11 protein-coding genes are annotated in these 12,227 nt (G+C 70.8%); 1 reads left to right on the top strand and 10 read right to left on the bottom strand.

Translation table 11 applies throughout. The features are described from left to right. Positions 1 to 21 precede the first annotated feature (21 nt). The 4 genes from ACZ607_RS03695 to ACZ607_RS03680 form a co-directional block, all read right to left on the bottom strand. Positions 22 to 498: a GNAT family N-acetyltransferase gene (locus ACZ607_RS03695; RefSeq protein ID WP_469731332.1), complete on the bottom strand. Its 477-nt coding sequence runs from the start codon at positions 496 to 498 to the stop codon at positions 22 to 24. Beyond that, entirely contained in the window at positions 495 to 1,436 is a 942-nt protein-coding gene (locus tag ACZ607_RS03690; protein WP_469731331.1) for an RluA family pseudouridine synthase, read from the bottom strand. The genes ACZ607_RS03695 and ACZ607_RS03690 overlap by 4 nt, the downstream gene beginning before the upstream one ends. 23 nt (positions 1,437 to 1,459) lie before the next feature. Continuing rightward, positions 1,460 to 2,074, bottom strand: a complete 615-nt coding sequence (gene lspA / locus ACZ607_RS03685; RefSeq protein WP_469731328.1) for a signal peptidase II — start codon at positions 2,072 to 2,074, stop codon at positions 1,460 to 1,462. A gap of 246 nt (positions 2,075 to 2,320) precedes the next feature. Beyond that, positions 2,321 to 2,998, bottom strand: coding sequence for a TraR/DksA family transcriptional regulator (locus ACZ607_RS03680; protein ID WP_469731326.1), 678 nt, complete (start codon positions 2,996 to 2,998; stop codon positions 2,321 to 2,323). Between the two features lie 537 nt (positions 2,999 to 3,535). On the opposite strand from ACZ607_RS03680, the gene ileS reads away from it, so the two are divergent. After that, complete coding sequence (ileS, locus tag ACZ607_RS03675; RefSeq protein ID WP_469731324.1) at positions 3,536 to 6,685, top strand: isoleucine--tRNA ligase; 3,150 nt, start codon at positions 3,536 to 3,538, stop codon at positions 6,683 to 6,685. 412 nt (positions 6,686 to 7,097) lie between these two features. Here ileS and ACZ607_RS03670 read toward each other — a convergent pair whose 3' ends face one another. The 6 genes from ACZ607_RS03670 to ftsZ form a co-directional block, all read right to left on the bottom strand. After that, entirely contained in the window at positions 7,098 to 8,255 is a 1,158-nt protein-coding gene (locus tag ACZ607_RS03670) for a DivIVA domain-containing protein (protein ID WP_469731322.1), read from the bottom strand. A 49-nt stretch (positions 8,256 to 8,304) separates the two neighbouring features. Beyond that, the gene (locus ACZ607_RS03665; protein WP_104789816.1) at positions 8,305 to 8,601 is read right to left on the bottom strand and encodes a YggT family protein; all 297 of its coding nucleotides are present in this window, start codon (positions 8,599 to 8,601) and stop codon (positions 8,305 to 8,307) included. Positions 8,602 to 8,668: 67 nt separating this feature from the next. Next, complete coding sequence (locus tag ACZ607_RS03660; protein WP_250289705.1) at positions 8,669 to 9,280, bottom strand: cell division protein SepF; 612 nt, start codon at positions 9,278 to 9,280, stop codon at positions 8,669 to 8,671. A 127-nt stretch (positions 9,281 to 9,407) separates the two neighbouring features. Further along, a complete protein-coding gene (locus tag ACZ607_RS03655) occupies positions 9,408 to 10,127 on the bottom strand; it encodes a YggS family pyridoxal phosphate-dependent enzyme (protein WP_469731320.1) in 720 nt (239 codons plus the stop codon). Between the two features lie 6 nt (positions 10,128 to 10,133). Further along, positions 10,134 to 10,865 (bottom strand): peptidoglycan editing factor PgeF, encoded by a 732-nt coding sequence (gene pgeF, locus ACZ607_RS03650; protein ID WP_469731318.1) that lies wholly within the window; start codon positions 10,863 to 10,865, stop codon positions 10,134 to 10,136. A 17-nt stretch (positions 10,866 to 10,882) separates the two neighbouring features. Continuing rightward, positions 10,883 to 12,097, bottom strand: a complete 1,215-nt coding sequence (gene ftsZ / locus ACZ607_RS03645; protein ID WP_469731309.1) for a cell division protein FtsZ — start codon at positions 12,095 to 12,097, stop codon at positions 10,883 to 10,885. Positions 12,098 to 12,227 lie beyond the last annotated feature (130 nt).

Genomic DNA, 12,227 nt, shown 5'->3' with positions numbered 1-12,227 from the left:
AACCCCCCTTCGGAGGTGCGGTCAGAGCACCCGGCGCATGGACCGGTGCGGGATCCCGGCGTCCGGGAACTCGGGGCCGTACGCCGTGTAGCCGAGCCGCTCGTAGAAGCCGAGGGCGTGCGTCTGGGCGTGCAGGTCCACGGCGGTCAGGCCCAGCGTGCGGGCCTCCTCCTCGATGGCCCGCACCAGTGCGGCGCCGACGCCGAGGCCCCGGGCCTCGCGGGTCACGGCGAGCCGGCCGAGCGATCCGACGGCCGGGTCCCCGCCGGTACGGTCCACCGCCGCCTCACCGTGCAGCAGCCGTCCCGTGCCGAGCGCCGAGCCGTCCGCGGCCACGGCGATGACGTGCACGGCGGTGGCGTCGTGGGCGTCGTACTCGATCTCCTCGGGGACCTGCTGCTCGCCGACGAAGACGTCCTTGCGGACCTGGAAGCAGGCGGCGAGATCGCTCTCACCGAGGGCCCTGCGGGTGCGGTACGGGGTGGCTCCGGCGGTCACTGGCTCTCCGCGGCGATCGTGTCGAGGGCGTGGCGCAGGTCGTCGGGGTAGCCGCTCTCGAACTCGACCCAGCTGCCGTCGGCCGGGTGCTCGAAGCCGAGCCTGACCGCGTGCAGCCACTGCCGGGTCAGGCCGAGGCGCTTGGCCAGTGTGGGGTCGGCGCCGTAGGTCAGGTCACCGACGCAGGGGTGGCGGTGCGCGGACATGTGCACCCGGATCTGATGGGTGCGCCCGGTCTCCAGCTTGATGTCGAGCAGGCTGGCGGCGCGGTAGGCCTCGATCAGGTCGTAGTGCGTCACCGACGGCTTGCCCTCGGCGGTGACGGCCCACTTGTAGTCGTGCTGCGGGTGGCGGCCGATGGGGGCGTCGATGGTGCCGCTCATCGGGTCGGGGTGGCCCTGCACCAGCGCGTGGTACTTCTTCTCGACGACCCGGTCGCGGAACTGTGCCTTGAGCAGGGTGTAGGCCCGCTCGGACTTGGCCACGACCATCAGGCCGGAGGTGCCGACGTCCAGCCGGTGCACGATGCCCTGGCGCTCGGCAGCGCCCGACGTCGAGATGCGGTAGCCGGCCGCGGCGAGCCCGCCGATGACGGTGGTGCCGGTCCAGCCGGGGCTGGGGTGGGCGGCGACGCCCACCGGCTTCATGATGACGACGATGTCGTCGTCGTCATGGACGATCTCCATGCCCTCGACGGGCTCGGCGACGACCTGGACCGGGGCCGGGGCCTGCGGCATCTCCACTTCCAGCCAGGCCCCGCCGTGCACCCGCTCGGACTTCCCGGCCACCGCACCGTCCACCTGGACCTTCCCGGCGGCGGCCAGCTCGGCGGCCTTGGTGCGGGAGAAACCGAACATCCGGGAGATGGCGGCGTCGACGCGCTCGCCCTCCAGGCCGTCGGGTACGGGCAGGGTGCGGACCTCGGGATACGTACTCACCAGTCGAGTATGCCTTGCGCCCACTAGTCCTTGTGCACGGTGCCGTCGGGGTCCAGGCCCTTGAAGGAAAGGATCACGATGAGGATCCCGCCGCAGACGATCGCGGAGTCGGCGAGGTTGAAGACGGCGAAGTGCGCGGGGGCGATGAAGTCGACCACGGCGCCCTTGAAGACCCCGGGGGCCCGGAAGATGCGGTCGGTGAGGTTGCCGAGCGCCCCGCCGAGCAGCAGCCCGAGGGCGATGGCCCAGGGCAGGCTGTAGAGCTTGCGTGCCAGCCGGATGATCACGATGATCACGGCGGCCGCGATGGCCGTGAAGATCACGGTGAACGCCTCGCCGATCCCGAAGGCGGCACCCGCGTTCCGGATCGCGTCGAACTTCAGCCAGTCGCCGAAGATCTCGATGGGCTCCTGGTGCTCCAGCTTCGCGACCACGATCATCTTGCTGATCAGGTCCAGGAGATAGGCCAGCACGGCCACGCCGAGGAGGATCAGGACCTTCTTCCTGCCCCGCCCGGTGTCCGGCCCGTCGCTCCCGGCCGGGGACGCGCCCTCGGCGGGCTGCTGGGGCTCGGCCCCGTCGGCCCCCTCGGCATCGGGGATATCCGGCGTACCGATGATGCGCTCCGCCTCTGCCACGTGAGAGTCCCTCGACCTAGGTGCCTGACTGAGGACGAGGGTACGACACACCCGGGGGGCCGGGGGCCCCAGGACCCGCCTTTCCGCCGTCCACGGCCGCCGGGGTCCCGGCCGGATCGGGCCTGGTCAGGCAGGACCCGACCGGAACGAACCGGTCCGGCCCGATCCGCCCCGGTCCGGCACCGTCCCGCCCGGCCCGGCACCCCTGGCCCGCCCGGAGCGGGTGGGGCGCCCCCGGCCCGGCCTCTATCCGCGCCGCTCCTGCTTCTGCTTGTCCTCCACGCAGAGCGTGGCCCGGGGGAAGGCCTGCATCCGCGCCTTGCCGATCGGCTTGCCGCAGACCTCGCAGAGCCCGTACGTCCCCGCGTCGAGCCGGGCGAGGGCCCGCTCGGTCTGGTCCAGGGTCTCCTGGGCGTGGGCCGCCAGGGACAGCTCGTGCTCCCTGGTGATGTTCTTCGTACCGGTGTCGGCGTCGTCGTCGCCCGCCCCGTCCCCGGAGTCGCGCATCAGGCCGGCCAGCGCCGCGCCCGACGCCTCCAGCTCCGTACGCAGCCTCAGGACCTCACCGGTCAGCTCGGTCCGCGCCGCGTCGACCTCCTCCGGGGTCCAGGGGTCCTCCCCAGGCCTGACCGCCAGGTCGCCGGGCGCCGTCGCCGCGCCGGCCCTGGCCGGGGGGACCGCGGTCGCGGTGCCCTCTCCTACAGCCGTGGTCCGGGCCGCGCTCTTCTTGGCTACCACCGTGTGGGCTCCTGTCTGCTCGGCGGCCTGGGCCGCCCCCGTGGCCTTCTTCGACGCCTTCTTGGCTGCGCTCTTCTTGGCCGTGCTCTTCTTGGCCGCGCTCTTCCTGGCCGTGGCCTTCTTCGCCGGCTCGTGGTGCGCCGGGTCCTGACCGGCCTGCTCGTCCGGGGTCTTCCTCGCCACCATGGCCGCGGCCCCTTCACATATTGTGATCTTGCACGCGAATCGTGCTGGGACGATAAATCGACCCCAGCCCCGCGGCAACGGGGCACGCCGCCGGTTCGCCCCTCCCCCGGCCGGGCAGCGGCGCGCCTGCAACGGTTGTGCCCAGCTCCCCGCGCGGTAATCCGCCCCGCGCGCTCCGCCGGGACTCCGTGCGCCCCGGGTGGCCATTCGGGTCAAGCCCCGCCCCGCGCGTAAACCGGTCGGCCGTCGCCCGTACGGGCCCGTACACTGGCCGCAGCGAGAGGCATCGATGGGACGAGTAGCGTCGTACGCAGCCAGGAGCGACCCGGGGACGGTGGGAGCCCGGGGGCGAGCGCGCCGTGAAGATCACCCCGGAGCCGCCGGAAGAACGCCGCGAGGCAAGTAGAACCGGCATCGCACCCCAATGAGGGGGCCGCGGGCGTGCGCCCGGGGCCAAGGAGGGTGGTACCGCGGGAGCTGATGCGGCTCTCGTCCCTCCGACGGAAGTGGAAGACGTCCGCCGGAGGAAGCCCGCACATGACATCGCCGCAGTACCGCCAGGTACCCGCCCAGGTCGACCTGCCCGCCCTCGAGCACGCCGTGCTCGACTTCTGGCGCGACAGCAAGGTCTTCGCCAAGAGCCTCGAACAGTCCGAGGGCCGCCCCGAGTGGGTCTTCTACGAGGGCCCGCCGACCGCCAACGGCATGCCCGGGGCGCACCACATCGAGGCCCGCGTCTTCAAGGACGTCTTCCCGCGCTTCCGCACCATGCAGGGCTACCACGTCGGCCGCAAGGCCGGCTGGGACTGTCACGGCCTGCCGGTCGAGCTCGCGGTGGAGAAGGAGCTGGGCTTCAACGGCAAGAAGGACATCGAGGCCTACGGCATCGCCGAGTTCAACGCGAAGTGCCGCGAGTCCGTCACCCGCCACACCGACGCGTTCAGCGAGCTCACGACCCGCATGGGGTACTGGGTCGACCTGGACGACGCCTACCGCACGATGGACCCGGAGTACGTCGACTCCGTGTGGTGGTCGCTGAAGCAGATCTTCGAGAAGGACCTGCTGGTCCAGGACCACCGCGTCGCCCCCTGGTGCCCGCGCTGCGGCACCGGCCTCTCGGACCACGAGCTCGCCCAGGGGTACGAGACGGTCGTCGACCCCTCGGTCTTCGTACGGTTCCCGCTCACCTCCGGCCCGCTGGCCGGCGAGGCGGCCCTCCTCGTGTGGACGACGACCCCCTGGACCCTGGTGTCCAACACGGCGGTCGCCGCGCACCCCGACGTCGAGTACGTCGTCGCCACCGACGGAACGGAGAAGCTGGTCGTCGCTCGCCCGCTGGTCGAGAAGGCGCTCGGCGAGGGCTGGGAGCTCACCGGCGAGTCCTTCACCGGCCGTGAGATGGAGCGCTGGACGTACGAACGCCCCTTCCAGCTCGTGGAGTTCCCGAGCGAGGCGCACTTCGTCGTCAACGCCGAGTACGTCACGACCGAGGACGGCACGGGTCTGGTCCACCAGTCCCCCGCGTTCGGCGCCGACGACCTCCTCGTCTGCCGTGCGTACGGCCTCCCGGTGGTGAACCCGGTCCGCCCCGACGGCACCTTCGAGGAGGACCTCCCGCTGGTCGGCGGCGTCTTCTTCAAGAAGGCCGACGAGGCGCTCACCGAGGACCTGGACGCGCGCGGCAAGCTCTTCCGCCACGTCCCGTACGAGCACAGCTACCCGCACTGCTGGCGCTGCCACACGGCCCTGCTGTACTACGCGCAGCCGTCCTGGTACATCCGCACGACGGCGGTCAAGGACCGGCTGCTCCAGGAGAACGAGAAGACCAACTGGTTCCCGGACTCGGTCAAGAACGGCCGTTTCGGCGACTGGCTGAACAACAACGTCGACTGGGCGCTGTCCCGTAACCGCTACTGGGGCACCCCGCTGCCGATCTGGCGCTGCGAGGACGACCACCTCACCTGCGTGGGCTCCCGCGCGGAGCTCACGGAGCTCACGGGCACCGACCAGTCGTCGCTCGACCCGCACCGCCCGTTCATCGACGAGATCACCTTCACCTGCTCGCACGAGAACTGCCAGCTGGAGGCGTACCGCGTCCCCGAGGTCATCGACGCCTGGTACGACTCGGGTTCGATGCCGTTCGCGCAGTGGGGTTACCCGTACAAGAACAAGGAGGTCTTCGAGAGCCGCTACCCGGCGCAGTTCATCTCGGAGGCCATCGACCAGACGCGCGGGTGGTTCTACACGCTGATGGCGATCGGCACCCTGGTGTTCGACAAGTCGTCCTACGAGAACGTGGTCTGCCTGGGCCACATCCTCGCCGAGGACGGCCGCAAGATGTCCAAGCACCTGGGCAACATCCTCCAGCCGATCCCGCTGATGGACCAGCACGGCGCCGACGCGGTCCGCTGGTTCATGGCGGCCGGCGGCTCCCCGTGGGCCGCGCGCCGGGTGGGCCACGGCACGATCCAGGAGGTCGTCCGCAAGACGCTCCTCACGTACTGGAACACGGTGGCCTTCCAGGCCCTGTACGCCCGTACGTCGGGCTGGGCGCCGTCCGCGGCCGACCCGGCCCCCGCCGACCGCACGGTCCTGGACCGCTGGCTGCTGAGCGAGCTCGGCACCCTGGTGGACGAGGTCACCAAGGCGCTGGAGGGTTACGACACCCAGCGCGCCGGCAAGCTGCTCTCGGCGTTCGTCGACGACCTGTCCAACTGGTACGTCCGCCGCTCGCGCCGCCGCTTCTGGCAGGGCGACAAGGCCGCGCTGCGCACGCTGCACGAGGTCGTGGAGACCGTGACCCGGCTGATGGCCCCGCTGACGCCGTTCATCACGGAGCGGGTCTGGCAGGACCTGGTCGTCCCCGTCGCCCCGGACGCCCCGGAGTCGGTGCACCTGTCCGACTGGCCGAAGGCGGACCCGGCGTCGATCGACCCGGTGCTCTCCTCGCAGATGGCGCTGGTGCGCCGCCTGGTGGAGCTCGGCCGGGCCACACGCGCCGAGTCGGGGGTCAAGACCCGGCAGCCCCTGTCGCGGGCCCTGGTCGCGGCCTCGGGCTTCGAGTCGCTCACGCCGGAGCTGCGCGCCCAGATCACGGAGGAGCTGAACGTCTCCTCCCTGGCCTCGCTCTCGGAGGTCGGCGGCTCGCTGGTCGACACCACGGCCAAGGCGAACTTCCGCGCGCTGGGCAAGCGGTTCGGCAAGGGCGTCCAGGCGGTCGCCAAGGCCGTCGCGAACGCCGACGCCGCGGCGCTGAGCCTGGCACTGCGCGAGGGCACGGCGACGGTGGAGGTCGACGGCGAGCAGATCACCCTCGCCCCCGACGAGGTCATCATCACGGAGACCCCCCGCGAGGGCTGGTCGGTGGCGTCCGACTCGGGCGCGACGGTCGCTCTGGACCTGGAGATCACCCCGGAGCTGCGCGCCGCCGGGCTGGCGCGTGACGCGATCCGCCTCATCCAGGAGGCCCGCAAGAACAGCGGCCTGGACGTGGCGGACCGGATCGCGGTCCGCTGGACCTCCACGTCCCCCGGGACGACCGAGGCCCTGACCGCGCACGCGACCCTGATCGCGGACGAGGTCCTGGCCCTGGACTACGCCCAGGGCGAGGCGGACGACACGTACGGCACCCCGTTCGAGGACGAGGGCCTGTCCCTCACGTTCCGCCTCCGCAAGACCCAGGCGTAACCCGCCACCGAAGGGCCCGGCCGGAAACCTTCCGCCCGGGCCCTTCGCCGTACCCCACCCCACCATCCAGCCCCTCCGGCGCTTGAGGAGCCGGGTCCGGGCCCTTCGCCGTCCCCCACCCCGCTGTCCCCCACCCCGCCGCTCCTCCACCCCCTCTCGGCTCCACCTCCCTCGGCCCCACCTCCCTCGGCCCCACCATCCAGCCCCTCCGGCGTTTGAGGAGCGGGGTCCGGGGCGGAGCCCCGGTTCGGGAAGGGGCGGGTAGGGGAAGAGCCCCGCGCAGCGGCGGCCCCCACCCCCCGCCGCCGCCCCCACCCCGCGCCGGCCACGGCAAAGGGCCGGGCCCCGGGGAAATCCCCGGGGCCCGGCCCTCAGCCTGCCGACGGCTACGCGCTCACCACGCGCAGGCCGCTCAGTTGTCGTCCTCGTCGATCAGGAACCCACGCATCGGCGACGGCGCCTGCTGCATCGGCTGCGGCGCCTGCGGCCGCACCGGTGCCATCGGCTGCGTCATCGCGGGCGACATCTGCTGCTGGCCGCCGCCGTACGACGGGCCACCGCCCATCGACTGGTTGCCGCCACCCATCTGCTGGCTGCCGTGACCGCCGTGGTTGCCACCCATGGTGTGCCCCATCGCACCCGCACCGGCCGGAGCCAGCGAAGGCGACGGCGGCAGCGAGGCGGCGGCGGGCGTCCGCGGCGGAGCCAGCGAGTCGTCGGCCTGGGTCTCCAGCTGACGCAGCTGGCTCTCCAGGTACGACTTCAGACGGGTCCGGTACTCGCGCTCGAAGCCACGCAGGTCCTCGACCTTGCGCTCCAGCGTCGCGCGGGCCGACTCCAGCGAGCCCATCGCCACGCGGTGCTTCTCCTGCGCGTCCCGCTCCAGGGCGTCCGCCTTGGCACGGGCGTCACGCTCGAGGCCCTCGGCACGGCTGCGCGCCTCGCCGACGATCTTGTTGGCCTCGGAACGGGCCTCCGCGATCGCCTGGTCGGCGGTCTGCTGCGCAAGGGAGAGGACACGGGCGGCGCTGTCGCCACCGGGGCCCTGACCGGGCTGCTGCATCTGCTGCTGCATCTGCTGTTGCTGCTGCATCTGCTGCTGCTGCGGGGCGTGACCGCCCATGGGGCCGCCCATCGGGCCACCCATGGGACCGCCCTGCATCGGGCCGGGGCCGTGCGGGCCCTGCGGACCGGGACCGTGGCCGCCCTGAGGACCATGGCCGCTGGGACCGGCAGGCAGCTGAGGAGCTCCACCGGGCAGCTGGGGGGGACCCATCTGCGGGGGCTGCTGCTGCTGTACCGGCGGACCAGATATGGCGGCGGGCACCGGGGCCCCCGGCCGGTCCTGCTGCTCCGGCGGTTTACGCATGCCCTGCTGCTGCTGGTTCTGCGCGGCCGCACGCGTGGCGGCGGCCAGCTTGGCGCGCAGGTCCTCGTTCTCACGGAGCAGTCGGGTCAGTTCCGACTCGACCTCGTCGAGGAAGGCATCGACCTCGTCCTCGTCATAGCCTTCTCGGAGGCGGACGGTCGTGAACTGCTTGTTCCGCACGTCCTCGGGGGTCAGCGGCATCTCTTCTTCACCTCTACGTAGTCGTCGGCAGTCGGCAAGACCGTATCGTTCACACGCTGCTCGCAAGCTTGCCCACGAGATTGAGCAGAATGTAGACGATGATCATCAGAACGAAGAAGGACAGGTCAAGTGCCACGCCCCCGAGACGCAACGGCGGTATGAACCGCCGCAGAAGCTTCAGCGGTGGATCCGTGACAGTGTAAGTGCCCTCGAGAACGACCACCATCGCCTTGCCTGGCTGCCATGAACGTGCGAACTGGAAGACATAGTCCATGACCAGCCGGAAGATCAGCACGATGAGGAAACACATCAGCGCGATATAGACCACATCCAGTGCGATGCCCATGTCCCGCGCTTCCCTCTCCCCTGGCTCTCGTAGCCCCGGCCTCCCGGCCGGGTTGTTCCCGGTGTTCTCAGCTCTGGTTGAAGAACCCGCCCTCTGCGATGCGGGCCTTGTCCTCCGCCGTGACATCGACGTTAGCAGGCGACAACAGGAACACCTTCTGCGTCACACGCTCAATGCTGCCATGGAGACCGAAGACGAGTCCCGCGGCAAAGTCGACAAGTCGCTTCGCATCGGTGTCGTCCATCTCCGTGAGATTCATGATCACCGGAGTGCCTTCGCGGAAGTGTTCCCCGATGGTACGGGCCTCGTTGTAGGTCCTGGGGTGCAGCGTGGTGATCCGGTAGGGCTCCCGCTCGGACACGACCTTGGGCATGATCACCGGTGCGTTCTTCTCCAGGTTCGGGCGGTCAGGTGTGATGGATGCCACGGGGGCGATTCGGGCGGGTCGTCCGCTTTCCGCCGGGAGCTGAACCGGTTCCCGCGGTGCGGGTGGCTGTACCGCTCGTACCGGTTCGTCCCGTTCCCGCTCCACGGGGTGCGCGGGCTGATGCCGCCGCCGGTCCCGCTCGGGCTCCGGCTCGGGTTCGAATTCGTCGTCGGGGTCGAACCCCGGACCGTCGTACCCATCGTCCTCCACGAGGCCGAGGTAGACCGCCATCTTGCGCATCGCGCCGGCCATGCTCCGAGTCCTCCGCTCTGTGGTGGATCGGCATTCGTGTCACCAAGTGCCCGAGATCCACTCCGGCCTGCCCGCCTGAAGCGGGAATGACCATATTTTCTGCTGTGGTCCGACTTGCTTCGCGACGTTACCCGAGCCGGGGTCGGACTCCGAGTACCGCCGTACCGACGCGTACATGTGTCGCTCCGGCCGCGATCGCGTCCTCGAGATCCGCACTCATCCCAGCAGACACCATGTTCGCAGCAGGATGGTTCCCGCGCAGGCGTGATGAGAATTCCATCAGCCGGTCGAACGCGGCCCGTTGCTTTCCCGCGTAGGGGCCGGCGAGCGGGGCGACGGTCATCAGACCGTCGAGTCTGAGCCCTTCGGCCGCCTCGACGGAGGCGGCCAACTCCTCGATCGCGTCGGGCGCGACCCCGCCCCGGTCCCCGCGTTCGCCGCTCTCCGCGTCGAGGGCGACCTGGATGAGACAGCCGATCTCACGCCCACGCCGGACCGCCGCCGCCGAGAGCGCGGTGACCAGCTTCACCCGGTCCACCGACTGCACGACATCGGCATAACCGGCCACGGAGCGGACCTTGTTGGTCTGCAACTGTCCGACAAAGTGCCATGTGAGCGACAGATCCGCACATGCGGCGGCTTTCGGCGACGCGTCCTGATCACGATTCTCCGCGACCTGGCGCACACCGAGTTCGTGCAGCATGCGCACGTCGCTCGCGGGGTAGGTCTTGGTGACCACGATGAGGGTCACTTCCTCCCGCTTGCGGCCGGCCGAGGCGCAGGCGGAAGCAATACGTTCCTCCACCTGTGCCAGGTTCGCCGCGAGTTGAGCCCTGCGATCCGTCATGTCCTATCAGTCCAACCAGACATATCCGGCGAGCCGTCCTGTGGTGCGGTCGCGACGGTAGGAGAAATGGTCGCCGGATTCCAGCGTGCAGAACGGCGAGCTCTGCCGGTCCGTGACGCCGAGCTCGGCGAGCTGGGCGTGGACCCCGGCCGTGACGTCGACCGCCGGGGTTCCCCAGGAGGTCTCCGACCACGACGCCGGGACGACCGCGGCGACCTCGGCGCGCATCTGCTCCGGAACCTCGTAGCACCGTCCGCAGACGGCCGGTCCGGTGTGCGCGGTGATCCCGGAGGGTTCCGCGCCGAGCGCGATCATGGCCTCGACGGCGGCCGGTACGACCCCCGCGACCAGACCGGGCCGTCCCGCGTGGGCGGCCGCGACGACACCGGCCGCCGGATCGGCGAGGAGCACGGGTGTGCAGTCGGCGGTGAGCACCGCGAGCGGCAGCCCGCGCCGGGCCGTCACCACCGCGTCCACCGCGGGAATGTCCCGGGTGTCGCCCCAGGGGCCGTCGACCGCCGCGACGTCACGCCCGTGCACCTGGTTCATCCAGACCACCAGGGCCGGGTCGAGACCCAGCGAACGGGCCGCGCGGGCACGGTTGGCACGGACGGCGGCGGGGTCGTCGCCGACCGCGCCGCCGAGGTTGAGCTCCTCGTACGGAACGGCGCTCACTCCGCCCCACCTGTCGGTGAAGGCGAAATGGGCGCCGCCCGCCGAAGACTCCGCGGCTCGCACCGCGTGCTGCGGACCTATCACTTCAAGAAATCCGGTACGTCCAGCTCTTCGGCCTGGTTGTCCTGGTAGGGACGGGCCGTCGGGACGTGCGGAGGGGTGACCGGCGGGAGCGAGGTCTCGTTCGCCACCGGGGCCGGCTCGGCCGGCGTCTGGGGCTCCTCGCGCGGGGGCACGGAGCCCAGTCCGCCGCTCTGGCGCGCCGGTTCGGCGGCCCGGGCCGGCGGAGCCGACTCCTCGCGCTTGCCGACGCTCGATCCGAGGACGTTCTCCCGGCGGGCCGGCGGCTGGCCGCCGTCGAAGCCGGCGGCGATGACGGTGACCCGCACCTCGTCGCCCAGCGCGTCGTCGATGACCGCGCCGAAGATGATGTTCGCCTCGGGGTGCGCCGCCTCGCTCACCAGCTGGGCGGCCTCGTTGATCTCGAAGAGACCGAGGTCGCTGCCGCCGGAGATCGAGAGCAGGACACCGCGGGCGCCGTCGATGGACGCCTCCAGGAGCGGCGAGGAGATCGCCATCTCCGCGGCGGCCACCGCGCGGTCGTCGCCGCGGGCCGAGCCGATACCCATGAGCGCCGATCCGGCCTCGGACATGACCGACTTGACGTCGGCGAAGTCGAGGTTGATCAGACCCGGGGTCGTGATGAGGTCGGTGATGCCCTGGACACCCGAGAGCAGCACCTGGTCGGCCGACTTGAACGCGTCGAGCACGCTGACCTGGCGGTCCGAGATGGACAGCAGCCGGTCGTTGGGAATGACGATGAGGGTGTCGACCTCTTCGCGGAGTTCGGCGATGCCGTCCTCCGCCTGGTTCGCGCGTCGCCGGCCCTCGAAGGTGAACGGGCGGGTGACCACACCGATCGTCAGGGCGCCCAGCGAGCGCGCGATGTTGGCGACGACGGGTGCGCCGCCGGTGCCGGTGCCGCCGCCTTCTCCGGCGGTGACGAAGACCATGTCGGCCCCCTTGAGGACCTCCTCGATCTCCTCACGGTGGTCCTCTGCCGCCTTACGACCGACGGCCGGGTTCGCCCCGGCGCCGAGGCCACGGGTGAGTTCACGGCCGACGTCGAGCTTGACGTCGGCGTCGCTCATCAACAGTGCTTGCGCATCGGTGTTGATCGCGATGAACTCGACGCCCTTGAGACCGACCTCGATCATTCGGTTGATGGCATTGACACCACCGCCGCCGACACCGATGACCTTGATGACTGCGAGGTAGTTCTGCGGTGCTGCCACGTCGAAGGCCTCTCGCCTCGAGTTACGTGTCGTCGCTTCGCGGTAGTCCCGCCGCGACGACGGATGCCGATTGGGTCGGTCCGAACGCCGACCCAAACCCTAACCTTGAAGTTTAGGGTTACCAGTGTGT

The sequence above is a fragment of the Streptomyces sp. NPDC104381 genome (genome assembly GCF_055583745.1).
Note: the sequence above shows the minus strand (reverse complement) of the source record. Positions and strands in the feature narration are given on the sequence as shown.